Consider the following 22690-nt stretch of genomic DNA (forward strand, 5'->3'; position numbering starts at 1 on the left):
CCTCCGGCGACTGCCGCATCATGACCACGGTGACTGTGTGACCCACGAATTCCTCGATCTGCCCCAACTCATTTCCGCTGTCGGCTCGGTTCGTTTGCCCGGCTCGAAAAGTATTTCCAACCGGGTTTTGCTCCTTGCCGCACTGGCCGATGGCGAGACCGAAGTACGTGATTTGCTTGCTTCGGATGATACTGAACGCATGCTTGATGCGCTCAAGATGCTTGGTGTCGGGATTACCCATCTCGGGGGTGAGAACTGGCACATCAAGGGCTGTTCTGGCAATTGCCCGGTCCGGCAGGCTGAATTGTTTCTCGGCAATGCCGGCACGGCTTTTCGCCCATTGACCGCGGCGCTGGCGCTGGCCGGTGGTGATTATGTGCTGAAGGGCGTGGCACGCATGCATGAGCGGCCGATCGGTGATCTGGTCGATGGCTTGCGCCAGTTGGGGGCGGATGTGACCTACCTAGGCAACGAAGGGTATCCGCCGTTGCGTTTGAAGCCGGCTAATATACAGCCGGGCGGCGTGGTCAAGGTGCGTGGTGATGTTTCCAGCCAGTTCCTGACTGGTTTGCTGATGGCGTTGCCATTGACCGGGGAGACTGTTGCGGTCGACGTCGTTGGTGAGTTGATTTCCAAACCTTATATCGAAATCACGCTGGCGACCATGGCGCGTTTTGGGGTAGAGGTTCAGCGTGACGGCTGGCAGCGTTTTACAGTCCTGGGTGGTAGTCGCTATGTCTCGCCGGGAACGATTTACGTTGAAGGTGATGCTTCGTCGGCGTCGTATTTTCTCGCCCAGGGGGCTATAGGCGGCGGACCCGTACGTGTTGAAGGTGTCGGGCGAGACTCTATCCAGGGCGACGTTCGTTTCGCCGAGGCTTTGGCCAAAATGGGTGCGGAAATCGAGATGGGGCCGAACTGGATGGAGGCGCGTGCGCCAAAATCAGGCTTGGTTGCGGTTAACCTCGATTGCAACCACATTCCCGATGCAGCGATGACGCTGGCGGCGACCGCGCTGTTTGCCAAAGGTACGACCACGCTGCGCAATATTGCTAGCTGGCGGGTCAAGGAAACTGACCGAATTGCGGCGATGGCAACCGAATTGCGTAAATTGGGTGCTGTGGTCGAAGAGGGGGAGGATTTCATATCTGTTACCCCGGCAACTCTCAAACCAGCCGCCATTGATACTTACGACGACCATCGCATGGCAATGTGTTTCTCATTGGCCGCTTTCGGTACACCGCTGCGCATCAATGATCCAAAGTGTGTGGCCAAGACTTTCCCTGATTATTTTGAACGCTTTGCGGCCGTCACCAAGGCAGCGCCGGTCATCGCCATCGATGGCCCTTCGGCTTCCGGCAAGGGAACAGTAGCAGCCCGGGTGGCTACAGCACTTGGTTACGCCTATCTCGATTCCGGTGCCCTCTACCGGTTGACCGCACTGGCCGCTCGACAGGCAGCTGTCGATTGGGCGGATGAGACTGCTGTGGCTGCCATTGCCGCTGAGCTCAACGTCGAGTTTTCAGGGGGTGACATCCGTCTAAATGGTGAGCTTGTCGGTGACGCCATTCGTACAGAAGAACTCTCGGTGGGGGCCTCGAAAGTCGCGGCCCTGCCTGCTGTACGGGAGGCGCTGCTTTTTCGCCAACGGGTCTTCAACAAGGCGCCTGGCCTGATTGGTGACGGGCGGGATATGGGCTCGGTCGTCTTCCCCCGCGCAGTGCTAAAAGTGTTCCTGACAGCGAGTGCCGAAGCGCGCGCTGAGCGTCGTTATAAGCAGTTGATCGAAAAAGGATTCTCTGCTAATCTCGCGGACCTTCTGTTGGACTTGAAGCAACGTGACGAGCGCGATTCTCAGCGTAGCGTTGCTCCTCTTCGGCAAGAGGCAGATGCAAAGCTGCTCGACACCACGCATCTCACCATCGAACAGGCGGTGAATCAGGTGCTGGAATGGAGCAGGGAAGCGTTGCAGTAAGGTGTTGCCAGTCAGGTGGCTGGTAATTTGTTTTAAACCCTAACCCGCTGTGGATTTCACGATTCGCGGCAGCATGAAAGCTCTCTCCGTCAATGGAATCTTTTGCTCAACTATTTGAAGAATCCCTGGCTCGCCAGGAAATGCGTCAAGGCGAAGTCATCACTGCAGAAGTGGTGCTCATCGATCACAATTTCGTTGTGGTCAATGCCGGCCTGAAATCGGAATCCTATGTTCCGCTCGAAGAATTTCTGAATGATCAGGGCGAACTCGAAGTCAAGGTGGGCGATTTCGTCCAAGTGGCTATCGAAATGCTGGAAGACGGCTACGGCGCAACGCGCCTGTCCCGTGATCGCGCCAAGCGCATCGCTGCCTGGAACTTCCTGGAAGAAGCCCTGAACAACAACTCCCTGGTTACTGGCACCATCACCGGCAAGGTCAAGGGCGGTCTGACCGTCATGTCCAACGGTGTTCGCGCTTTCCTGCCGGGTTCCCTCGTCGACATGCGTCCGGTCAAGGACACCACGCCGTACGAAGGCAAGACCATGGAGTTCAAGGTCATCAAGCTTGACCGCAAGCGCAACAATGTCGTGATGTCCCGCCGTGCCGTGCTCGAAGCCACCGCTGACAAAGATCGCGAAAAGCTCCTCGAGAACCTCAAGGAAGGCACCACCGTCAAGGGTATCGTCAAGAACATCACCGACTACGGCGCATTCGTCGACCTCGGCGGTATCGATGGCCTGCTGCACATTACCGACCTGGCCTGGCGTCGTGTCCGTCACCCGAGCGAAGTGCTCAACGTCGGTGACGAAGTTACCGCCAAGATCCTCAAGTTCGATGCCGAGAAGAACCGCGTCTCCCTGGGTATGAAGCAACTGGGCGACGATCCGTGGGTCGGCATCGCCCGCCGTTACCCGGCCGGCACCCGCCTGTTCGGCAAGGTCACCAACCTGACCGACTATGGTTCCTTCGTTGAAATCGAACAGGGCATCGAAGGCCTGGTTCACGTTTCTGAAATGGACTGGACCAACAAGAACGTTCATCCGTCCAAGGTTGTCCAGCTCGGCGACGAAGTCGAAGTCATGATCCTCGAGATCGACGAAGAGCGTCGTCGTATCTCCCTGGGTATGAAGCAGTGCCAAGCCAATCCTTGGGACGACTTCGCGATGAACCACAAGAAGGGTGACAAGGTTAAGGGCGCCATCAAGTCGATCACCGACTTCGGCATCTTCATCGGTCTGCCTGGCGGTATCGATGGTCTGGTTCACCTGTCCGACCTGTCCTGGTCTGCGACCGGCGAAGAAGCCATCCGCAACTTCAAGAAGGGCGACGAAGTTGAGGCGCTGGTCCTCGGCATCGACGTCGAGAAGGAGCGTATCTCCCTCGGTATCAAGCAGATGGAAGGTGATCCGTACACCAACTTCATCGCTACCCACGAAAAGAACAGCATCGTGAACTGCACCGTCAAGACGGTCGACGCTCGCGGCGCTGTGCTGACGCTGGATGGTGAGAACGAAGGTTACCTGCGTGCTTCCGAATTCTCGCGTGATCGTATCGACGACCTGTCGCAGCACCTCAAGGTGGGCGATACGGTTGAAGCCATGATCATCAACGTGGATCGCAAGACCCGTGGTATCAACCTTTCCATCAAGGCCAAGGACAATGCCGAACAGCACGAAGCCATGCAGAAACTTTCTGCCGAGTCTTCCGCTGCTGCCTCCGGTACGACCAACCTGGGTGCTCTTTTGAAGGCCAAGCTCAACCAGCAAGGCTGATAAGGCAAAAGCATGACCAAATCCGAGCTCATCGCCCGGCTGGCGGAGCGGTTTCCCCAGTTGGTGGCGAAAGATGCTGATTTTGCGGTCAAGATGATTCTCGATGCGATGTCCGAAGCACTTGTGCGAGGAGATCGTATCGAGATCCGCGGATTCGGCAGCTTTGCGCTCAACTATCGGCCGCCGCGTACTGGCCGTAACCCCAAATCAGGGGAAAAGGTTGGCGTCCCGGCCAAGTGGGTTCCCCACTTCAAGGCTGGAAAAGAATTGCGCGAAAGGGTCGATCAGGCGATCTGACGTCGGGCTTGGCCCAATGTGGTAGATTCAGGGCAGTGAATGATTTCACTGCCCTTTTTTATTGAATGTCATGACAGCACTGACTTGGGCCATACGGGCCATTATTTTTATCTTTCTGGTCGTTTTTGCGACCCAGAACACCGATCCGGTAAGCCTGCGCATTCTTCCTGGGGCGATCTGGCAGACGCCACTGGTGATCGCCTTGCTGGCCTTCTTTATCGGTGGCGTGATACTTGGCGCGCTCTCGTTGCTTGGTGTCATTTTCCGGCAGCGCCGTGAAATCTCCAGCCTGAAGCGCGAGGTTGTGCAAAAACCATCTTCGCTTACCCCGGAAGCGCCGCCAAACGCATGAACGAATTATTCGAATACTGGCAGCTACTGCTGATACCGGCCTTTTTTGCCTTGGGCTGGATCGCTGCCCGCGTCGACATGCAGCAAGTCGTGCATGAATCGCGCACCTTGCCCCGTTCCTATTTTCAAGGTCTGAATTTTCTGCTCAATGAGCAGCCGGACAAGGCAATCGATTCCTTTCTCGAAGTTGCCAAGGTTGATTCGCAAACCGTCGAGTTGCATTTTGCTCTTGGCAACCTGTTTCGCCGGCGTGGCGAAACCGAGCGTGCAATACGCATGCACCAGAATCTGATTGACTTGCCTGATCTCGATGACAAAGTGCGTTTGCAGGCGCTGTCGGAGTTGGGGCAGGATTATTTGAAGGCGGGCCTGCTCGATCGGGCTGAAGAAATATTTAATAAATTGTTGGGAACTGATTTTGAGGAAGAGGCCAAGCGCAGTCTTCTGGAAATTTATCAGGTCGAGAAGGAGTGGTTGAAGGCAATAGAAATAGCCCGTGAATTGCCGGATGTCGCGTCGCATCGCGATATCGCCGAGTACTACTGCGAACTGGCGGCCAACGAAATCATGCGTTCCCGTCCGGATTCGGCGCGTGAGTATCTTGAGGTGGCGACCCAGGAGAATCGGAAGTGCGTGCGGGCGAGTCTCCTGCAAGGGGATCTGTTGATGCAGGAGGTCGATCTCAACGGCGCGATCGAAGCCTGGCAGCGTATCGAGCAACAGGATCCCGCATATCTGGCGCTGGTCGCCCAGCGACTGCTCGAGGCTTATCGCAGGCTTGAACGGCCGGCCGAAGGCATTGCACTGCTGAGCGGTTATCTTGAACGCTATCCCTCGCTCGATCTGCTCGAGGTGGTCTATCAGCTGGTTCTTGAAAGCGAAGGTGTCGAAGCGGCCTATCGTTTGGTGCGGGCCGAGCTCCAGCGCAATCCCACCTTGCTAGGCCTGGAAAAACTGATGAGCGCGCGTTTGCCGCTGGTGGCGCCGGAGGTTCGTCCGGATGTCGAGTTGGCGAGGACCATTATCCAGGGCTACACGAAACGTCTGTCGCGCTATCGATGCGATAATTGCGGTTTCAAGGCCCGCCAGTTCTATTGGCGTTGTCCGGCCTGTGGTGGTTGGGAAACCTATCCGCCGCGGCGCAGTGAAGAATTCGATCAATCCTTGTAGGAAGTCTTATGAAAATCACCGTTGTCGGCACCGGCTATGTTGGTCTGGTCAGTGGCACCTGTCTGGCTGAAGTAGGTAACGATGTTCTTTGTCTGGACGTCGATCCGGAGAAAATCCGCATTCTCGAAGAAGGCGGTATCCCGATCTTCGAGCCTGGTCTGCAGGAAATGGTCCGCCGCAATGTTGCCGCCGGTCGCCTGCACTTCACCACCGACGTTGAAAAAGCCGTGCAGCACGGCACGATTCAGTTCATCGCGGTTGGTACGCCGCCTGATGAAGATGGTTCTGCAGACCTTCAATACGTTCTTGGCGCAGCCCGCAACATCGGCCGTTTGATGACTGACTATAAAGTCGTTGTTGACAAGAGCACCGTGCCGGTTGGTACAGGTGCCAAGGTCAAGGCTGCCATCGCTGACGAACTCGCCAAGCGGGGTATCGATATCCCTTACAGCGTTGTCTCCAATCCTGAGTTCCTCAAGGAAGGAGCGGCTGTCGAAGACTTCATGCGTCCCGACCGCATCGTCGTCGGCGCCGAGGAAGAGCAGGCCATCCACCTCATGCGTGCCCTTTACGCACCCTTCCAGCGCAACCATGAGCGCCTGATCATTACTGACGTCAAGAGCGCAGAACTGACCAAGTATGCCGCCAACGCCATGCTGGCGACGCGTATCAGTTTCATGAACGAACTGGCCAATCTGGCTGAAGTGCTGGGTGCCGACATTGAAATGGTTCGTCAGGGTATCGGCTCTGATCCGCGCATCGGCTACCACTTCCTTTACCCTGGTTGCGGTTACGGTGGCTCCTGCTTCCCCAAGGACGTCAAGGCGCTCATCGCGACGGCCAAGGACGATGCAGATATTACCCTCAAGGTACTGACTGCCGTCGAGGAAGCCAACGATGCCCAGAAGCACGTGCTGACGCGCAAGCTCAAGGCACGCTTCGGCGATCTCAAGGGCAAGCATTTCGCCCTGTGGGGCCTGGCATTCAAGCCGAATACCGACGACATGCGTGAGGCGCCCAGCCGTGAACTGATTGCTGACTTGTTCGCCGCCGGCGCCACCGTGACGGCCTACGATCCTGTCGCCATCCACGAAACCCAGCGCATCTACGGTGATGACAGCCGTCTGCAATATGCTGAAAACCCGATGGGTGCTCTCAACAACGCCGATGCGCTGCTGATCGTTACCGAATGGAAGGAATTCCGTAGTCCGGATTTTGAGGCCATCAAGGCAACGCTCAAGAGCCCGGTGATCTTCGACGGCCGTAACCTGTATGACCCGAAATTCGTGCGTGCTACAGGCATCGAGTATTTCGCAATCGGGCGCTGATCAATGAGCAGCAGCATGCTGGAAAAGATTTCGCAGGTTCGTCTGCTGGTAGTTGGCGACGTGATGCTTGACCGCTATTGGTTCGGCGAGGTCAGCCGGATTTCGCCCGAGGCGCCGGTGCCGGTGGTCAAGGTTCAGCGCATGGAAGAGCGTCTCGGCGGGGCGGCCAATGTTGCCCGCAACGCCGCTTCGCTCGGGGCCGTTTCAGCCCTGCTGTCAGTGGTTGGTGACGACGAGGCGGGGCGTACGCTCGGGCGCCTGCTCGAAGAAGGTCAAATCGATGCCAATTTGCACGTTGACCGTGAAATCGACACCACTGTGAAGTTGCGCGTCATTGGTCGTCAGCAGCAACTGCTGCGCATCGATTTCGAGACGACCCCTTCGCACGAAGTGCTGCAGGCCAAGCTGGCCGATTTTGAAACCCGGGTTGTCCAGTCCGATGTGGTGGTCCTTTCCGACTACGGCAAGGGCGGATTGACGCATATCGCCGAGATGATCCGCATCGCGCGCGCTCACGACAAACCGGTGCTGGTCGATCCCAAAGGCGATGAGTGGGGCAAGTATTCAGGTGCTACCGTGATCACGCCAAATCGCTCGGAGCTGAAAGAGGTTGTCGGGCGCTGGTCGTCGGATGACGAACTGGCTGCCAAGGCCAGCAAGTTGCGCGGCGAGCTCGGCCTCGAAGCCTTGCTGGTTACCCGCAGCGAGGAGGGCATGACCCTTTTCGCTGATGAGACACACCATCAGCCGGCCCTGGCGCGCGAAGTATTCGACGTTTCCGGAGCTGGCGATACGGTGATCGCCACACTGGCCGTCATGATCGCTGCCGGCGCCGATTGGGCCGAAGCCATTCGGGTCGCCAATATCGCCGCCGGCATCGTCGTCGGCAAACTTGGTACCGCCGTTGTCAGCCGTGAAGAACTTGCCGCAGCCCTGTAAGGAATAATCATGTACACAGTCGTTACCGGCGCTGCCGGCTTCATTGGTTCCAATATCGTCAAGGCGCTCAACGAGCGGGGCCTAACGAAGATCATCGCGGTCGACAACCTGACCAAGGCCGACAAGTTCAAGAACCTGATCGATTGCGAGATTGCCGATTACATCGACAAGAACGATTTCATCGCACGCATTCAGGCCGGCCATTTCGATGGCGAGATCGATGCCATTTTCCACGAGGGTGCCTGCTCGGACACCATGGAAACCGACGGTCGCTACATGATGGAAAACAACTTCCGTTATTCATCCATTCTGCTCGACTGGTGTCTCGATCAGGATGTCCAGTTCCTCTATGCCTCCAGCGCCGCCACCTACGGGGCCAGCAACGTTTTCAAGGAAGAGCGCCAATACGAAGGGCCGCTCAACGTTTACGGCTACTCCAAGTTCCTCTTCGACCAGATCGTCCGCCAGAAGCTGGCGCAGGACCCGTCTTCGCAGATCGTCGGCTTCCGCTACTTCAACGTCTATGGTCCGCGCGAAACGCACAAGGGGCGCATGGCCTCCGTCGCCTTCCACAACTTCAACCAGTTCCGCGCTGACGGCAAGGTCAAGTTGTTCGAAGGTTCGCACGGCTACCCGGACGGCGGTCAGCAGCGCGATTTCGTTTTCGTCGGCGACGTCGCCAAGGTCAATCTGTATTTCCTCGATCACCCGGAAAAGTCCGGCATTTTCAACCTCGGTTCCGGTCGGGCGCAGAGTTTCAACGATGTCGCGGTTGCTGCGGTCAACGGCTGCCGGAAGGCAAAAAGCGAAGCGCCGCTATCGCTTGACGAATTGCGGGCACAGGGTTTGCTGGAATACGTCGCCTTCCCCGAGGCGCTGAAAGGCAAGTATCAGGCATTCACCCAGGCCGATCTGACGCGCCTGCGCGACGCCGGCTACGCTGCGCCGATGGCGACGGTTGAGGAGGGCGTCTCCCAATACATCGAGTGGCTCAATAAAAATGTATAAAACCCTGCAGGATTTTGTCGGAAACACGCCGCTGGTTCGCCTCGTGCGCATCCCGGGCATTGAAAACGACCAGCGCAACAACGTCATTCTGGCCAAGCTTGAAGGCAACAACCCGGCCGGTTCGGTGAAAGACCGCCCGGCGCTGTCGATGATCGTCCACGCCGAAGCACGCGGCGACATCAAGCCCGGTGACACGCTGATCGAGGCGACTTCCGGCAACACCGGCATCGCGCTGGCCATGGCGGCGGCGATCAAGGGCTACAAGATGATTCTCGTGATGCCCGAGAACCAGAGCATCGAACGCCGCCAGAGCATGCGCGCCTACGGCGCCGAACTGGTGCTGACGCCAAAGGATGGCGGCATGGAACTGTGTCGCGACGTCGCAGAAAAGATGCGCGACGAAGGCAAGGGGATCATCCTCGACCAGTTTGGCAACCCGGATAATCCGCTGGCTCATATCGAAGGCACCGGCCCGGAAATCTGGCGTGACACCGACGGCAAGATCACGCATTTCGTTTCCAGCATGGGGACGACCGGCACCATCATGGGTACTTCGGCGTACCTCAAGACGCAAAATCCGGCCATCCAGATCGTCGGTTGCCAGCCGGAAGACGGCAGCCAAATCCCCGGCATCCGCAAATGGCCGGAAGCTTACCTGCCTAAAATTTTCGATAAAAATCGGGTTGACCGTGTAGAAAGCGTCAGTCAGGCCGATGCCGAGGCCATGACACGCCGGCTGGCGATGGAAGAGGGCATCTTCGCCGGCATTTCATCCGGTGGCGCCTTGGCGGTGGCCTTGCGACTGTCGCAGGAGCTGGAAAATGCAGTGATCGTCACCATCGTCTGCGACCGCGGCGATCGCTACCTGTCTACGGGCGTTTTCCCGGCATGAAGCCTGTTCTCGTCTTTGACATCGAGACCATTCCCGACGTCGCTGGCCTCCGCCGCCTGAACGATCTGCCGGCCGGGCTTTCCGACGATGAAGTCGCCGAACTCGCCTTCCAGCAGCGGCGCGCCAAGACGGGCAATGACTTCCTGCAATTGCACCTGCAGCGCATTGTCACCATTTCCTGCGTGCTGCGTACCAGCGAGGGACTCAAGGTTTGGTCGCTGTCTGAGCCGGATCTCAACGAAGGCGCCATCATCCAGCGCTTCTTCGATGGCATCGAGAAGTTTACGCCACAGATCGTTTCGTGGAATGGCAGCGGTTTCGATCTGCCGGTCCTGCACTACCGCGGCATGTTGCACGGTGTTGCCGCACCGCGCTACTGGGATCTCGGTGACGGCGACTACGCCGATTCGCGCGATTTCAAGTGGAACAACTATATCAGCCGCTACCACATGCGCCATCTCGATCTGATGGATCTGCTGGCCCTCTACAACGCCCGGGCCAACGCGCCGCTCGACGATCTGGCCAAGCTTTACGGTTTTCCTGGCAAGCTCGGCATGGATGGCGGCAAGGTCTGGGAGGCCTGGCAGGCTGGCAAGAGCGCCGAGATTCGGGATTACTGCGAGACCGATGTGATCAATACCTATCTGGTCTATAACCGTTTCCGCCGCATGCGCGGCGAGCTGACCGCCGCCGAAGAGCTGGCCGAATGTGATTTCATCAAGGCCCAGTTGGCCCGGATCGGTGCGCTGCACTGGCAAGAGTTTCTCGCCGCCTGGCAGTAAATAAGCGCTGCCTCGACGGTATAATTACAAGTTCTCAAACCCAACCGCAGAGAGATAACGATGGCTCTAAACAACGTTCCTTCCGGCAAGTCGCTGCCCGACGATTTCAACGTCATCATCGAAATCACGGCCCATTCCGAACCCGTCAAATACGAAGTTGACAAGGAAAGCGGCGCGATTTTCGTCGATCGTTTCATGTCGACCTCGATGCATTATCCCTGCAATTACGGCTACATCCCCCACACCATCGCCGGTGATGGCGATCCGGTCGACGTCCTGGTGGTCAGCCCGTTCTCCTTGCCGCCGGGTGTTGTCGTGCGTTGCCGCCCGCTTGGTCAGCTGTCGATGACCGATGAAGGTGGCGAGGATGCCAAGCTTCTGGCCGTCCCGGTCGACAAGCTGACCCCGCTCTACAAGGACGTCAAGACCTATGAAGACATGCCGGAACTGCTGCGCAAGCAGATCGCCCACTTCTTCGAGCACTACAAGGATCTCGAGCCAGGCAAGTGGGTCAAGGTCAATGGCTGGGAAGGCATTGAAGCCGCCAGAAACGAGATTCTGACCGGCATCCAGCGTTACAACGACGCGAAAGACAAGCCGGCTTACTAAGCACGTCATGTTGCGTATCGCCGTTGCCCAGTTCAACGCCACCGTCGGTGACCTGACGGGCAACGTCGAACGCATCATCCAGTGCGCCGTCGAGGCCAAAGCCCGCGGCGCTCAGGTGCTGCTGACGCCCGAACTGGCGTTATGCGGCTACCCGCCCGAAGACCTGTTGCTACGCCCGGATTTCTACCGGGCCTGCAACCGGGCGCTTGATGACCTGGCCTGCCGGGTCGATGGCATCGCCGTTATCGTCGGCCATCCTGCCGAGCATGACGGTCACTGCTTCAATGCGGCGACGGTCATCGAAAATGGCCGGAAAATAGCGGTGTACCGCAAGATTCGCCTGCCGAATTACGAAGTTTTCGACGAAAGACGTTATTTCGAGCCTGGTGCTGACGCCTGTGTCGTCACCCTCGGTGGCGTGCGCTGCGGCATCAATATCTGCGCCGATATCTGGGAAGAGGGCGCAGCCGAGCTGGCCAGGAAGGCGGGCGCCGAACTGCTGCTGGTCCTTAACGCCTCGCCCTGCCATCTCGAAAAACATCAGCAACGCGCCCAGGTACTCGGCGAGCGCATCGACGCCACGGGCATTCCGGCGATCTACTGCAATCTGGTCGGCGGCCAGGATGAGCTGGTCTTCGATGGCGCTTCGTTCGCGCTCGATGCCCGGAAAAAATGCTGCATGCGCTTGCCTTCGTTCGAGGAAGCGCTGGGCATCGTTGATTTCGATGCCGGCCACCTCTATTCCGAACAGCTGGCCGAAGAGTTGTCGATCGAGGCCGAAGCCTACCAGGCGCTGGTTCTCGGCGTTCGTGACTACATCGGCAAGACCGGGTTCAAGGGCGCCATCATCGGCCTGTCCGGCGGTATCGACTCGGCGCTGACGCTCTGCGTCGCGGTCGATGCGCTGGGTGCCGACAAGGTGCGGGCGGTCATGATGCCGTCACCCTATACGGCGCAGATGAGTCTCGATGATTCACGCGAGATGATCCGCGTCCTCGGCGTGCGCTACGACGAGATCGCCATTGCGCCAGCGATGGACGTCTACAGCAGCATGCTTGATCCGTTGTTCGTCGGCCTGCCGGCCGATACGACCGAAGAAAACATCCAGGCGCGCATTCGCGGCAACATCCTGATGGCCATCTCCAACAAGACGGGGTCGCTTGTGCTGACCACCGGCAACAAGTCGGAAATGGCGGTTGGCTACTGCACGCTGTACGGCGACATGGCCGGCGGCTTCGCGGTGATCAAGGACGTCTACAAGACGCTGGTCTATCGTTTGTCGCGTTATCGCAATACGCTGTGCCAGGGCGATCTGGTGATTCCTGAAAACATCATCGTCCGGCCGCCATCGGCGGAACTGAAACCCGATCAGACTGACCAAGATTCATTGCCACCCTACGAGGTGCTCGATGCCATCGTCCGCGCCTACATGGAAGAAGACCGCAGCCCGCGCGAAATCATCGCCGCCGGGTTGCCCGAAGATGCGGTGCGGCGGGTTGTTCGTCTGCTTCATGTCGCCGAATACAAGCGCCGTCAGGCGCCGATCGGCATTCGCATAACGACGCGTGGTTTTGGCAAGGATTGGCGGTATCCTATTACCAATCGATATTCAGACGAATTTTAAGAACCTGCAAAGAGGAATCAGCCCATGAAAAAAATCGAAGCTGTCATCAAACCGTTCAAGCTCGACGAAGTGCGCGAGGCCCTGTCAGAAATCGGTATCGCCGGCCTGACTGTTACCGAGGTCAAGGGTTTCGGTCGCCAGAAGGGGCATACCGAGTTGTATCGTGGCGCCGAATACGTGGTCGATTTCCTGCCCAAGATCAAGATCGAGATTGTCGTCAATTCCGACAATGTCGAACCAGCCATCGAGGCCATCATCAAGGCAGCGCGTACCGGCAAGATTGGCGATGGCAAGATTTTTGTCACCTCGGTTGAGCAGGTAGTGCGCATTCGCACCGGCGAAACGAACGAAGCCGCGATCTGATCACTGTCTTCGGGCCGGAGATCGCATTTCTACGGTCAACCGTAAAAAACGGCCAAAAATGAAAAGGGCAGCTGCGGCTGCCCTTTGTCATTTCTGGTTGCGCAGCAGAACGATCAGCGCGCCTTCGCCGCCATCGGGCGGCTTGGCCTGGCAATAGGCCAGCACTTCCTGGCGTTGGGCCAGCCAGCCGCGCACCAGTTGGCGCAGGATGGGGGTTTTCTGCGGCGAACCGAGACCCTTGCCATGCACGACCCGGACACAACGCTTGCCGTGATGCAGGCATTCAGCCAGAAAACCGGCGAGCAACTGCCGGGCTTCATCCCGGTTCAGGCCGTGCAAGTCGATTTCATCCTGAATTACCCAGCGTCCGCGGCGCAAATCGCGCAGGACATTCTGGGCCAATCCGGTGCGCAAATAATGCGGCTCGTCACCGCCCTCGAGGCGATCCTGCAGGCCGATGTGGCCGTGCAGGCTTTCGTGCAGGGCGGCCTGTTCGTCGGCAAGATGCTGGAGCGGGCGGGGTGGCGGTGGCCGTTTGCCGTGCACGACGAGGTTGGGCGGGGGGAGTGGCTGGACGCCGCTCATCGCAGCCCGAAATTCGGCCTGGACCGGATCGAGTTTGGCTGGCGGCTTTGCTTCGGCGGGAGTGCTCCAGTGCGCCGGCAAAGCCTCCGGGCGTGCTTTTTTGCGTTCGGCAGGCTTTTTTTCGCTGGCCGGCGGCCGGGGTGGGGCTACCAGCTTCGGTTTGTTCAGCTGAACGCGATTGACCGGCGGCAGTGGCTTGATGTCGGCCACTTCCGCCTGGAAGGCAGCAAGGTCTTCCGGGTCGATCAAATTCAGGCGAGCGCGTCGAGGTAACGCTCGGCGTCGAGCGCCGCCATGCAGCCGGTGCCGGCTGACGTGCAAGCCTGCTTGTAGATCTGGTCCTGGACGTCGCCGGCGGCAAAAACGCCGGTGATGCTGGTCTGCGTTGCATTGCCATTGCGGCCGGCTTCGGTGACCAGGTAGCCGTTGTCCATTTCCAGCTGGCCGGCAAAGATGTCGGTGTTCGGCTTGTGCCCGATGGCGATGAAAACGCCGTGCACCGCCACATCCTGTGTCGCGTCGGTGAGCTTGTTCTTGACGCGCAGACCGGTGACCCCGGAATCGTCGCCGAGCACTTCGTCGAGCGTGGTGTTGTAGAGGATGGTGATCTTGCCTTCGGCTTCCTTCTTGAACAGCTTGTCCTGCATGATCTTTTCGGCCTTGAATTTTTCGCGGCGATGGATCAGTGTCACATGGCTGGCAATATTGGCGAGGTAGAGTGCTTCCTCGACGGCCGTGTTGCCGCCACCGACCACGGCGACCGGCTTGTTGCGGTAGAAGAAGCCGTCGCAGGTGGCGCAGGCCGAAACGCCCTTGCCCATGAACTTTTCCTCGGAAGGCAGACCCAAGTACTGGGCCGAAGCGCCGGTCGAGATGATCAGGGCATCGCAGGTGTAGGTGCCGGAATCGCCGATCAGGGTGAAGGGCTTCTCGGTCAGTTTGGCGGTATGGATGTGGTCGAAGACGATGTCGGTTTCGAAGCGGCGGGCGTGGGCTTCGAAGCGGGCCATCAGATCGGGGCCCTGCACACCATCGGCATCGGCCGGCCAGTTATCGACTTCGGTTGTCGTCATGAGCTGGCCGCCCTGGGCCATGCCGGTGATGAGCACTGGCTTGAGGTTGGCGCGGGCAGCGTAGACGGCGGCGGTGTAGCCGGCCGGGCCGGAGCCGAGAATGATGAGTGGGTTGTGACGGGCGTTTTGGGACATGGTCATCCTCTTGGGTGATTAATGGGAAAATTATAGCGTTCTCTGAGCCTGCAATTTTTTCGAAGTTCCTATGTAATTTGGGAAAGCGGTTTATAATCATTTCGTAACTCTATGAACGGAAACTGATTTATGTCAGCAACCCCATGTGGTTTGAGCTTGGTAGTCTTGCGCAATGTCCCCTTGTTTTCCGGGCTGGACGAGCATGAACTGGAAAAACTCTCCAGAGTTGCCGGTCGCAAGCGTGTCGAACGCGGTGCTTCCGTCGTGCGGGCCGGCGACAGTACGGATTCCCTGTATGTCCTGATCAGTGGTCGGGCAAAGGTGACCAATACCGACGAAGAGGGTCGCGAGATCATTCTGGCCTGGCTGGGCCCTGGCGAGTTCTTCGGCGAAATGGGCCTGATCGATGGCAGTCCGCGCTCGGCCAACGTCGTCGCCGCCGAAGCCTGCGAGCTGCTGTTTCTCGACAAGGATTCGCTGCAGCGCTGCATGCAGGACAATTTCCAGGTTGCGCAGAAGTTGATGAAGATTCTTGTCCTGCGTTTGCGCGAGGCCGATCGCAAGATCGAAAGCCTTGCCCTGCTGGACGTTTATGGCCGTGTAGCCCGTCTCCTGCTCGATATGTCGGAGATTGTGGACGGCAATCGTGTGGTGAAGAAAAAGATGTCGAAGCAGGATATGGCGAAAATGATTGGTGCATCGCGTGAAATGGTCAGCAAGGTCATGCGCGATCTGGAATTGAGCGGTTACATCCGTTACGAGAATGACATTCTGGTCATTCCCGGAGTCGCCTGACGGTGGGTGCTCGGATGGTGAATCGGGCAGCGGCGCCTAGCCCGCTGCCGGAAAAAATCGGCTCGTTGCTGCAGGAGTCGCGCTGGTTGGGCGTTGGCGCTATCGCCTTGTTCCTGACCATGGCGCTATGGGGGTTCAGCAAGGAAGATCCGGGCTGGTCGCATGCCGTCGGCTCGGCCTCCTTGCACAATCCGGCCGGCCGGGCCGGCGCCTGGATCGCCGATCTGATGCTTTACATTTTCGGGCTGTCTGCCTGGTGGTGGATTGTTCTGCTCGGCATGTTCGTGTGGTGGGGCTTCCGCAAATACCATTCGCCCGAAGACCACAAGCAACACCCGCTGTTCATTGCGCTGGGCGGCTTTTCCTTCCTGTTGGTGGCCAGTTCGTCGCTTGAGGCGCTACGTTTTTATTCGCTGAAGGCGGCGCTGCCGCTGGTGCCGGGCGGCATGCTCGGCATCGAGCTTGGCCGCCTGCTATCCACCCAGTTCGGCTACACCGGGGCGACACTGTTCCTGCTCGCCGTCATGGCGGCCGGCTGGAGCATATTTTCCGGCATGTCCTGGGTCTGGGCCTTCGAGCAATTGGGGCTGTTTCTTGAAAGCTTCCTCGGCTTCTTCTATGGCCGCGTCGATGCCTGGCGTGACCGGCAGATCGGCAAGGAAGTCGCGCAGAAGCGCGAAGTCGTCGTCAAGGAAGAAAAGCAGCGCGTCGAACTGCACGATCCGATCATCATCGAAACACCACCGCCCGAGGTGCCAATTTCGAAGAAGGCAGAAGCGCGCATCGAGCGCGAAAAGCAGGTGGCGCTGTTCCCTGAGGCGATCTTCGGTGGCCAGTTGCCGCCGCTGCATCTGCTCGACCCGGCGCCGCCGGCCACCGAGACGGTCAGTGCCGAAACGCTGGAATACACCTCGCGCCTGATCGAGCGCAAGCTCGCTGACTTCGGCGTCCAGGTCAAGGTTCTGGCCGCGATGCCCGGTCCGGTCATCACGCGTTACGAAATCGAGCCGGCGGTGGGCGTCAAGGGCGCCCAGATCGTCAATCTGGCCCGCGACCTGGCCCGCGCCCTGGCCATGGTTTCGATCCGCGTCGTCGAGACGGTGCCCGGCAAGTCGTGCATGGCGCTCGAACTACCCAATCCCAAGCGGCAGATGGTCAAGCTCTCCGAGATCATCTCGAGCAAGCCGTACAACGACATGACCAGCCCGCTGACCGTCTGCCTTGGCAAGGACATCGGTGGTCTGCCGGTGGTCGCCGACCTGGCCAAGACGCCACACCTACTGGTTGCCGGGACGACTGGTTCGGGCAAGTCGGTTGGCGTCAATGCGATGATCCTGTCGATGCTCTACAAGGCCGAGCCGGATCAGGTCCGCCTCATCATGGTCGACCCGAAGATGCTCGAACTGTCGATCTACGAAGGGATTCCGCATCTGCTGGCCCCTGTCGTCACCGACATGAAACAGGCGGCCAACGCGCTGCACTGGTGCGTCACCGAGATGGAAAAACGCTACAAGCTGATGTCGGCGATGGGCGTCCGCAACATTGCCGGCCTCAACACCAAGATCCGCGATGCCGAGAAACGTGGCGAACACATCCCGAATCCGCTGACCCTGACCCCGGAAACCCCGGAGCCGCTGAAGACCATGCCTTTCATCGTCGTCATCATCGACGAACTGGCCGACCTCATGATGGTTGTCGGCAAGAAGGTCGAAGAGCAGATCGCCCGTCTGGCCCAGAAGGCGCGGGCTTCGGGCATCCACCTGGTGCTGGCGACGCAGCGGCCGTCGGTTGACGTGATTACCGGCCTGATCAAGGCCAACATTCCAACCCGCCTGTCCTTCCAAGTGTCGAGCAAGATCGACTCGCGCACCATCCTCGACCAGATGGGCGCCGAAGCGCTGCTCGGCCAGGGCGACATGCTTTACCTGGCGCCGGGCACCGGCTATCCGACCCGCGTCCATGGGGCCTTCGTTTCCGATGACGAAGTGCACCGCGTCGTCGAACATTTGAAGGCGACCGGCGCGCCGGAGTACATCGAAGACATCCTGACCGGTTCGGGAGGCGATGACGAAGAGGGCAGTGAAGCGGGCGAGGGTGGTGGCGATGCCGAGAGCGATCAGCTCTACGATCAGGCCGTCGATATCGTGCTCAAGAACCAGCGCGCCTCGATTTCGCTGGTCCAGCGCCACCTGCGCATCGGCTACAACCGTTCTGCCCGTTTGATCGAGGCGATGGAAAAGGCCGGGCTGGTGTCAACCATGGACGGTCGTGGCGGGCGCGAAGTGTTGATGAAAAAGCCGGCGGAGTGATTTTCACCAGCAATTTGTTACACCCTGAAACAGCGCACCCCGCGCCAAACCGCTAAGCTTCAAATATGAAATTTGCCCAAAAATTCCGGTTGACCGTAGCGTTGGCCTTGTTCCCGTTGCTGGCCCACGCTGGCGCGGTCGATCAGTTGCACGATTTCCTCAAAAGCACGCGCACGCTGAAGGCCGATTTTTCGCAGATGGTTATCGGCAAGAACGGTCGCAAGCCGCAGCAGTCCTCGGGGACCGTCGCCATTTCGCGGCCGGGCAAGCTGCGTTGGGAAATTTTGAAGCCGTATCCCCAACTGGTTGTCGGCGACGGCGAGAAAGTCTGGATTCACGATCCCGATCTGCAGCAGGTCACCGTGCGCAAGGCTGGCCAAGCCATTGGCGGTTCGCCGGCGGCGCTGCTCTCGGGCAGCAACGAGCTGGAAAAGAACTTCACGCTCAAGGAAGCCGGCGAAGCCGAAGGCATGGCTTGGGTCGAAGCCACCCCGAAGGCGGGCGACAGCGGTTTCGAGGCAGTTCGCCTCGGTTTTGCCGGCAACGACCTCAAAGCCATGGAGTTGCAGGACAGCTTTGGCCAGACGACGCACATTCGCTTCAACAAGATCGAACGCAATCCGGCCTTGCCCGCCAGCACCTTCAAGTTCACCCCGCCAGCCGGTGCCGATGTGGTGGGTGAGTAAGCCAGCCGGAAAGCCAGGTTTCCACGGTCAACCGTAAAAAACCGCCAAAATTGAAAGCCTGCTGATCGCCTATTGCATCGAATGCAGGCCGATCATCGTCCCTTCCGTGTCGACGACCAGCGCGATAAATCCGTATTGCCCGATGGCCATTTTTTCCTTGTGAATTTTGCCACCAGCCTTGACGGCTTTTGCCGCCTGCACGGCACAATCGGCACAGCTGAAATAGACCAGAACGCTGTTGTCGCCTGAGCCGCATCCCTCCATTTTGACCAAGGCACCGGGTGCGCCGTAGCTATCCGGCTGCATCGGGAAGGCCCACATTTCCAAGCCTGGCGGGCTTTCCAGCCGGGTCAGTTCAACGTCGAAAACCGCCTGGTAGAAGGCTTTCGCGCGCTCCATTTCCTGTATGTAAATTTCAAACCAGCCTACCGGATTGTTCATGATTACCTCCGTATCTAGATTGATCGACCATCGAATTCAGTGACCGGAATGGATGTTAGATCCAGACCTTCGACACAACGCAGGTTGATCGCAGCCATGTTTCTCCCCTTGGGATCGACGCCTTCCGCATAGGGATGAATGCCACAGGTCGGGCAGAAGCGGTGCTGGATGACATGCTTGTTGAAGGTGTAGGTGCTGGCCGCGTCTTCCGGTGTCAGCAGGGTCAGTTTCTCGCGCGGCAGGAACCAGAGCAGTGAGCCCTTGCGCGAACAGATCGAGCAATTGCAGGCAACGGCGCCCTCAATATCACCTTCCAGTTCGAACGCTACCTTGCCGCAGTGACAGCTTCCTTTGTAGATCATCGATGCGTCTCCTCGTTGAAGTTCTGCCGCCAGTCAACATTGAAAGCCGGATTGCCGGGCAGGTAAAGGCGAATGGCATAGTCCGGCGCTGGTTTGAGCGCGCAGAGGCCTACTGGTTCCATGTCTGACCGGATTTTTTGGGGCAAATATCCGGCGATGAAACCATTGATCAGGCGAAACGAAAAACGTGGCTTTCCGGTGTCAGTTCGCGTTGCCAGACGGTCAGGCCGGGCGGCTTGAGCCACAGCGTCCAGCCGTGCTGGACATTGCGGAAGGCCTCGTCGACGCCCTTGAATACCTGCGGCGTCAGGATGGCCAGACAGTTGCCTTCGGGGTGGCGCACCGACTGGTAACGGATCAGTTCGATGCCGGCTTCATGCGCGGTACCAGCGATTTTCTGGGTGGCACTGTAATCGGCCGGATCGGTCCAGATGGCATGGTCGGCGACGAGCGGCGGCTGGGTCAGGTCGACCATGTGCGGCGTGGCGCCGTGGAATTCGAAGAGGGTGATCGGTATCGATGCCTCGCGCCCGGCCAGGCCTTCGCTGTCCAGCCAGAAACGCAGGCGCCAGTAGCCGCATTCGGCGCAGGCGGTTTTTTCCTCATCGGCGCCGTAGAACACGCCGGGATCGGTGCGTGCCCGGAAACGCGAGCCGGAGGGCGGTTTCGGCCAGTAGCGGAAAGGCGTGGCGAGCAGCCAGTGCAGACCGTCGGTGGCGCGTGGCAAGACGGGCTTGGCTTCTTCGAGAATATCTTCGAGCAGCGACTGGTCGCCGAGATCGCCGTGCACCAGCGTCATCGTCGCTACCCGGTGCAGTGCCTCAACGGCGCGCCAGCCCCTGCCCGACCAGGGTCGGGCTTCAGACGCGAGCGCGATGGGCGTCCAGATATTCGCAGACATGGAGCAGGCCTTCGACGCGTTTGACGACGTCCAGTGGGTGGCGGTTGTCGAAAGCCTGATTCCCGGACTTGAGCCAGCTCCGGGCCAGATCGTCGTTGCCACCGACCAGCGAGGAAATCGACCGGTAGAGACGGACAAAATGAGCCGAAAGCTCCCAGGTCTTGCTGCCTTCCGGGATGAAGTATTTGCCGTTGAGCAGGCGCGAGGCCGAAGGCTGGCTGGTGCCGATGATGGCGTTGAGGTCGGTGGAGCCCAGCCCGAGCCGTCTGGCGGCTTCAACCACGGCCGTCGACAGAACGCGGGAGCGGTCGGAGAGCGGATTGGCTTGCAGGGCAGTCGGCATGATGGGGTATCCTGATGGGGCTTGTATTTATTCTATAGAATAAATGTGAAATTAGGTGTCGATTTTGAATAAATCATTGCGTGGTGCGGCGAGGGTGGCTTTGCGATGATCAGCGTAGAATTTGCGCCATGAAATTACTGATGATTGCCTTCATTGGCCTGGCGGGCTGTTCGTCGTGGCACTGGGAAAAGCGCGGGGCGCTCGACGGTGAGTACAAGCGCGACGAAATCTTCTGCAAGCAGCAGGTCTACACCACCGCCGATGGCGTGGTCACCAATGCCAGCGTGCGCCGGATGCACGCCTGCATGCAGGCGAAGGGCTGGCAGAAGGTCGACAACTGAGCGTTTCCGCTCAGGGTTGAGATCGCCCTACTCGATGCTCAGGCTACGAATCCAGCGCGAGTCACGCGGAATTTCGCCGCGATCGCCCGGACCGTAAGGCGGAATCGAGGTATCGGCCGGCGGGGCGCCGATCTGGACAAGATCGACGGCTTGCGGCGTGCCGACGATGCCTTTTTCAGTCAGGACCATCTCGTAGTAAAGGCCGTTCCACAGGCGGGCGCCGAAATCCTTGGGCTGCTTGTAGAGAAAGAGCAGCGAATGCTCCAGCCAGCGCAGGTCATTGCGGCTCACCGTGCCCGGATTGGGGTAGGGGTAAGGCACGTGGCAATGGATTTCTTCGCCTTCCAGACATTTGAATTCCTTCATGGAGAGGAAGAAATCCTTCAGCCTGGTGTGGTCGAGATGCAGTGAGAAGGTGCTGGATTCGCCTTTCGGGGTGAATTCGACAGACCCAAGCACGATGCTTTGTCCATCCCGTGTTTGCAGCCGGATTGTCTTGTGGCCGGACAGTTCCCAAGCTGCTGCCGGCAGCGACAGGACGACGGCGAAAATTCCCAAGAACAGACTGGCGAGTTGGCGCAGATTCAAGGGCATCGTATTGCCTCATGGGTAGGAATCGTTTGTTCATGATACGTCTGGTACTGCACGTTGTTCACCGTAAATCGGAAAGGGTGCGCAAGGTTTCGAGGCGCAATGATTCGACCGAACGGCTGATGGCTGCGTTAGCCGCTTCGCTCGATTCCAGTCGGCCGACTTCGCTTTCCCATTGCTGGCGCAAGCTCTTTGCCCCGGCATCCACCTCGGGCGAGGTCAGGCTGGCGAGGTCGCCGATGAATACGATGCGGGTCCACCCTTCTATGGTGTCACCGCGCTGTCGTTTATCGTCGTAGGTCAGGTGGTCCACCAGCAGTTGCAGCTTGGCGAGTTCCTGCAGCACGGCAAACCCCGCTGCCCGCTGATTCCGGTTCAGTTCCGAAACATCGTTGCGCCAGGTGTTGTACGACAGGCTGGCGACGGCAATCAGCACGCTGATGATAGCCAGCAGGTTGGCCTGCAGGACTTGTCGGAAAGTGGAGGTGGTCATCGCGGGCAGCGTACCTCAAAGCACCTTGCGGCGGATCAGATGATCGATCGACAGTTTGCCCGGGCCGATCAGCATCAAGGGAAGCAGCATGCCGATGAACAGCACCGGCAGTTTGAAATTGCCAAAGCCGTTGTCGGTAAAGCCGTAGCCTTGCAGCAATTCGCTGTAGCTCGACCACGCTTCTGGCCAATGGACGCTGGCGATGGCAACGATGGTCAGGATGAGCAGCGAAACCGAAAAGAAGCGGGTGCCGAGCCCGATGACCAGCGCTATGCCACCGAGCAGTTCAAACCAGGTCGCCATTTGCCAGCTGATTTCCGGCGGGACGAGATTGAAGGGGAAAGGGAAACGGTCCTGGATGTCGGTGAACCAGTTGGTGCCATGGAGTTTTTCCAGGCCGGACTCGTAGAAGTCCCAGCCCAGCAGTAGGCGCAGACTGAGCAGGCCGAGCCACAATCCCAGCAGGTCAAGATGGGAGAAGGTAAAACCAAGGTAGCGAGTGAGCGTGTTTTTCATTTTTTATGC

General features: G+C 58.8%; 27 protein-coding genes. 17 read left to right on the top strand and 10 right to left on the bottom strand.

Features of this window, described 5'->3' with window-relative positions; translation table 11 throughout:
* Positions 1–37 precede the first annotated feature (37 nt).
* The 13 genes from AC07TV_RS20390 to AC07TV_RS20450 all read left to right on the top strand — a co-directional run bounded on the left by AC07TV_RS20390 (position 38) and on the right by AC07TV_RS20450 (position 13110).
* The gene (locus AC07TV_RS20390; RefSeq protein ID WP_494650208.1) at positions 38–1975 is read left to right on the top strand and encodes a bifunctional 3-phosphoshikimate 1-carboxyvinyltransferase/cytidylate kinase; all 1938 of its coding nucleotides are present in this window, start codon (positions 38–40) and stop codon (positions 1973–1975) included.
* Positions 1976–2067: 92 nt separating this feature from the next.
* A complete protein-coding gene (gene rpsA, locus AC07TV_RS20395; protein ID WP_226404481.1) occupies positions 2068–3747 on the top strand; it encodes a 30S ribosomal protein S1 in 1680 nt (559 codons plus the stop codon).
* Positions 3748–3759: 12 nt separating this feature from the next.
* Complete coding sequence (locus AC07TV_RS20400; RefSeq protein ID WP_117609136.1) at positions 3760–4044, top strand: integration host factor subunit beta; 285 nt, start codon at positions 3760–3762, stop codon at positions 4042–4044.
* 70 nt (positions 4045–4114) lie between these two features.
* Positions 4115–4396 (top strand): LapA family protein, encoded by a 282-nt coding sequence (locus AC07TV_RS20405; RefSeq protein ID WP_494650209.1) that lies wholly within the window; start codon positions 4115–4117, stop codon positions 4394–4396.
* Positions 4393–5565, top strand: coding sequence for a lipopolysaccharide assembly protein LapB (gene lapB, locus AC07TV_RS20410; RefSeq protein ID WP_494650210.1), 1173 nt, complete (start codon positions 4393–4395; stop codon positions 5563–5565). The genes AC07TV_RS20405 and lapB overlap by 4 nt, the downstream gene beginning before the upstream one ends.
* Positions 5566–5573: 8 nt before the next feature.
* The gene (locus AC07TV_RS20415) at positions 5574–6893 is read left to right on the top strand and encodes a UDP-glucose dehydrogenase family protein (RefSeq protein ID WP_494650211.1); all 1320 of its coding nucleotides are present in this window, start codon (positions 5574–5576) and stop codon (positions 6891–6893) included.
* A gap of 3 nt (positions 6894–6896) precedes the next feature.
* Positions 6897–7832 carry a D-glycero-beta-D-manno-heptose-7-phosphate kinase gene (gene rfaE1, locus AC07TV_RS20420; protein WP_494650212.1) on the top strand — a complete coding sequence of 312 codons (936 nt, stop codon included), beginning with the start codon at positions 6897–6899 and terminating at the stop codon, positions 7830–7832.
* Positions 7833–7841: 9 nt separating this feature from the next.
* Positions 7842–8840 (top strand): ADP-glyceromanno-heptose 6-epimerase, encoded by a 999-nt coding sequence (rfaD, locus tag AC07TV_RS20425; protein WP_494650213.1) that lies wholly within the window; start codon positions 7842–7844, stop codon positions 8838–8840.
* Positions 8833–9732 (top strand): cysteine synthase CysM, encoded by a 900-nt coding sequence (gene cysM, locus AC07TV_RS20430; protein ID WP_494650214.1) that lies wholly within the window; start codon positions 8833–8835, stop codon positions 9730–9732. The genes rfaD and cysM overlap by 8 nt, the downstream gene beginning before the upstream one ends.
* The gene (locus AC07TV_RS20435) at positions 9729–10514 is read left to right on the top strand and encodes a 3'-5' exonuclease (RefSeq protein ID WP_494650215.1); all 786 of its coding nucleotides are present in this window, start codon (positions 9729–9731) and stop codon (positions 10512–10514) included. Before cysM ends, AC07TV_RS20435 begins: the two co-directional genes overlap by 4 nt.
* Positions 10515–10574: 60 nt before the next feature.
* Complete coding sequence (gene ppa, locus AC07TV_RS20440) at positions 10575–11123, top strand: inorganic diphosphatase (RefSeq protein WP_226495934.1); 549 nt, start codon at positions 10575–10577, stop codon at positions 11121–11123.
* Positions 11124–11130: 7 nt separating this feature from the next.
* Positions 11131–12747 carry an NAD+ synthase gene (locus AC07TV_RS20445; RefSeq protein WP_494650216.1) on the top strand — a complete coding sequence of 539 codons (1617 nt, stop codon included), beginning with the start codon at positions 11131–11133 and terminating at the stop codon, positions 12745–12747.
* A gap of 24 nt (positions 12748–12771) precedes the next feature.
* Positions 12772–13110: a P-II family nitrogen regulator gene (locus tag AC07TV_RS20450; protein WP_494650217.1), complete on the top strand. Its 339-nt coding sequence runs from the start codon at positions 12772–12774 to the stop codon at positions 13108–13110.
* 87 nt (positions 13111–13197) lie between these two features.
* Here AC07TV_RS20450 and AC07TV_RS20455 read toward each other — a convergent pair whose 3' ends face one another.
* The gene (locus tag AC07TV_RS20455) at positions 13198–13944 is read right to left on the bottom strand and encodes a Smr/MutS family protein (RefSeq protein ID WP_494650218.1); all 747 of its coding nucleotides are present in this window, start codon (positions 13942–13944) and stop codon (positions 13198–13200) included.
* A 2-nt stretch (positions 13945–13946) separates the two neighbouring features.
* Positions 13947–14903: a thioredoxin-disulfide reductase gene (gene trxB, locus AC07TV_RS20460; protein WP_494650219.1), complete on the bottom strand. Its 957-nt coding sequence runs from the start codon at positions 14901–14903 to the stop codon at positions 13947–13949.
* 129 nt (positions 14904–15032) lie between these two features.
* On the opposite strand from trxB, the gene AC07TV_RS20465 reads away from it, so the two are divergent.
* From AC07TV_RS20465 to lolA, 3 genes are all read left to right on the top strand, one after another.
* Complete coding sequence (locus AC07TV_RS20465; protein ID WP_494650220.1) at positions 15033–15698, top strand: Crp/Fnr family transcriptional regulator; 666 nt, start codon at positions 15033–15035, stop codon at positions 15696–15698.
* Positions 15699–15712: 14 nt separating this feature from the next.
* On the top strand, positions 15713–18007 hold the full coding sequence (locus tag AC07TV_RS20470; RefSeq protein ID WP_494650252.1) for a DNA translocase FtsK: 2295 nt from the start codon (positions 15713–15715) through the stop codon (positions 18005–18007).
* 65 nt (positions 18008–18072) lie between these two features.
* Positions 18073–18693 carry an outer membrane lipoprotein periplasmic chaperone LolA gene (gene lolA, locus AC07TV_RS20475; RefSeq protein ID WP_494650221.1) on the top strand — a complete coding sequence of 207 codons (621 nt, stop codon included), beginning with the start codon at positions 18073–18075 and terminating at the stop codon, positions 18691–18693.
* 69 nt (positions 18694–18762) lie between these two features.
* On the opposite strand, the gene AC07TV_RS20480 is transcribed toward lolA, so the two are convergent.
* Genes AC07TV_RS20480 through AC07TV_RS20500 form a run of 5 tightly spaced genes read right to left on the bottom strand, consistent with a single transcriptional unit; the run spans position 18763 to position 20740 of the window.
* Positions 18763–19134 (bottom strand): VOC family protein, encoded by a 372-nt coding sequence (locus AC07TV_RS20480; protein ID WP_226404498.1) that lies wholly within the window; start codon positions 19132–19134, stop codon positions 18763–18765.
* Positions 19135–19148: 14 nt separating this feature from the next.
* Positions 19149–19496 carry a GFA family protein gene (locus AC07TV_RS20485; RefSeq protein WP_310492831.1) on the bottom strand — a complete coding sequence of 116 codons (348 nt, stop codon included), beginning with the start codon at positions 19494–19496 and terminating at the stop codon, positions 19149–19151.
* On the bottom strand, positions 19493–19618 hold the full coding sequence (locus AC07TV_RS20490) for a hypothetical protein (protein WP_494650222.1): 126 nt from the start codon (positions 19616–19618) through the stop codon (positions 19493–19495). Before AC07TV_RS20490 ends, AC07TV_RS20485 begins: the two co-directional genes overlap by 4 nt.
* A gap of 47 nt (positions 19619–19665) precedes the next feature.
* Positions 19666–20397 carry an RES family NAD+ phosphorylase gene (locus AC07TV_RS20495; protein WP_494650223.1) on the bottom strand — a complete coding sequence of 244 codons (732 nt, stop codon included), beginning with the start codon at positions 20395–20397 and terminating at the stop codon, positions 19666–19668.
* Positions 20357–20740, bottom strand: coding sequence for an antitoxin Xre/MbcA/ParS toxin-binding domain-containing protein (locus AC07TV_RS20500; protein WP_494650224.1), 384 nt, complete (start codon positions 20738–20740; stop codon positions 20357–20359). Before AC07TV_RS20500 ends, AC07TV_RS20495 begins: the two co-directional genes overlap by 41 nt.
* Positions 20741–20868: 128 nt before the next feature.
* On the opposite strand from AC07TV_RS20500, the gene AC07TV_RS20505 reads away from it, so the two are divergent.
* On the top strand, positions 20869–21081 hold the full coding sequence (locus tag AC07TV_RS20505; protein WP_494650225.1) for a hypothetical protein: 213 nt from the start codon (positions 20869–20871) through the stop codon (positions 21079–21081).
* A 27-nt stretch (positions 21082–21108) separates the two neighbouring features.
* On the opposite strand, the gene AC07TV_RS20510 is transcribed toward AC07TV_RS20505, so the two are convergent.
* Genes AC07TV_RS20510 through AC07TV_RS20520 form a run of 3 tightly spaced genes read right to left on the bottom strand, consistent with a single transcriptional unit; the run spans position 21109 to position 22681 of the window.
* Positions 21109–21675 (bottom strand): hypothetical protein, encoded by a 567-nt coding sequence (locus AC07TV_RS20510; protein ID WP_494650226.1) that lies wholly within the window; start codon positions 21673–21675, stop codon positions 21109–21111.
* Positions 21676–21733: 58 nt separating this feature from the next.
* The gene (locus AC07TV_RS20515) at positions 21734–22165 is read right to left on the bottom strand and encodes a hypothetical protein (protein WP_494650227.1); all 432 of its coding nucleotides are present in this window, start codon (positions 22163–22165) and stop codon (positions 21734–21736) included.
* 15 nt (positions 22166–22180) lie between these two features.
* Positions 22181–22681: an HvfX family Cu-binding RiPP maturation protein gene (locus tag AC07TV_RS20520; RefSeq protein WP_494650228.1), complete on the bottom strand. Its 501-nt coding sequence runs from the start codon at positions 22679–22681 to the stop codon at positions 22181–22183.
* Positions 22682–22690: the final 9 nt, after the last annotated feature.

It is taken from the genome of Azonexus sp. GW821-FHT04F04 (assembly GCF_059420025.1).

Coding starts and splice junctions, on each gene's coding strand:
- rpsA (WP_226404481.1), top strand. CDS start 2,068: ATGGAATCTTTTGCTCAACTATTTGAAGAATCCCTGGCTCGCCAGGAA.
- AC07TV_RS20400 (WP_117609136.1), top strand. CDS start 3,760: ATGACCAAATCCGAGCTCATCGCCCGGCTGGCGGAGCGGTTTCCCCAG.
- AC07TV_RS20405 (WP_494650209.1), top strand. CDS start 4,115: ATGACAGCACTGACTTGGGCCATACGGGCCATTATTTTTATCTTTCTG.
- lapB (WP_494650210.1), top strand. CDS start 4,393: ATGAACGAATTATTCGAATACTGGCAGCTACTGCTGATACCGGCCTTT.
- AC07TV_RS20415 (WP_494650211.1), top strand. CDS start 5,574: ATGAAAATCACCGTTGTCGGCACCGGCTATGTTGGTCTGGTCAGTGGC.
- rfaE1 (WP_494650212.1), top strand. CDS start 6,897: ATGAGCAGCAGCATGCTGGAAAAGATTTCGCAGGTTCGTCTGCTGGTA.
- rfaD (WP_494650213.1), top strand. CDS start 7,842: ATGTACACAGTCGTTACCGGCGCTGCCGGCTTCATTGGTTCCAATATC.
- cysM (WP_494650214.1), top strand. CDS start 8,833: ATGTATAAAACCCTGCAGGATTTTGTCGGAAACACGCCGCTGGTTCGC.
- AC07TV_RS20435 (WP_494650215.1), top strand. CDS start 9,729: ATGAAGCCTGTTCTCGTCTTTGACATCGAGACCATTCCCGACGTCGCT.
- ppa (WP_226495934.1), top strand. CDS start 10,575: ATGGCTCTAAACAACGTTCCTTCCGGCAAGTCGCTGCCCGACGATTTC.
- AC07TV_RS20445 (WP_494650216.1), top strand. CDS start 11,131: ATGTTGCGTATCGCCGTTGCCCAGTTCAACGCCACCGTCGGTGACCTG.
- AC07TV_RS20450 (WP_494650217.1), top strand. CDS start 12,772: ATGAAAAAAATCGAAGCTGTCATCAAACCGTTCAAGCTCGACGAAGTG.
- trxB (WP_494650219.1), bottom strand. CDS start 14,903: ATGTCCCAAAACGCCCGTCACAACCCACTCATCATTCTCGGCTCCGGC.
- AC07TV_RS20465 (WP_494650220.1), top strand. CDS start 15,033: ATGTCAGCAACCCCATGTGGTTTGAGCTTGGTAGTCTTGCGCAATGTC.
- AC07TV_RS20470 (WP_494650252.1), top strand. CDS start 15,713: ATGGTGAATCGGGCAGCGGCGCCTAGCCCGCTGCCGGAAAAAATCGGC.
- lolA (WP_494650221.1), top strand. CDS start 18,073: ATGAAATTTGCCCAAAAATTCCGGTTGACCGTAGCGTTGGCCTTGTTC.
- AC07TV_RS20480 (WP_226404498.1), bottom strand. CDS start 19,134: ATGAACAATCCGGTAGGCTGGTTTGAAATTTACATACAGGAAATGGAG.
- AC07TV_RS20485 (WP_310492831.1), bottom strand. CDS start 19,496: ATGATCTACAAAGGAAGCTGTCACTGCGGCAAGGTAGCGTTCGAACTG.
- AC07TV_RS20490 (WP_494650222.1), bottom strand. CDS start 19,618: ATGGAACCAGTAGGCCTCTGCGCGCTCAAACCAGCGCCGGACTATGCC.
- AC07TV_RS20495 (WP_494650223.1), bottom strand. CDS start 20,397: ATGTCTGCGAATATCTGGACGCCCATCGCGCTCGCGTCTGAAGCCCGA.
- AC07TV_RS20500 (WP_494650224.1), bottom strand. CDS start 20,740: ATGCCGACTGCCCTGCAAGCCAATCCGCTCTCCGACCGCTCCCGCGTT.
- AC07TV_RS20505 (WP_494650225.1), top strand. CDS start 20,869: ATGAAATTACTGATGATTGCCTTCATTGGCCTGGCGGGCTGTTCGTCG.
- AC07TV_RS20510 (WP_494650226.1), bottom strand. CDS start 21,675: ATGCCCTTGAATCTGCGCCAACTCGCCAGTCTGTTCTTGGGAATTTTC.
- AC07TV_RS20515 (WP_494650227.1), bottom strand. CDS start 22,165: ATGACCACCTCCACTTTCCGACAAGTCCTGCAGGCCAACCTGCTGGCT.
- AC07TV_RS20520 (WP_494650228.1), bottom strand. CDS start 22,681: ATGAAAAACACGCTCACTCGCTACCTTGGTTTTACCTTCTCCCATCTT.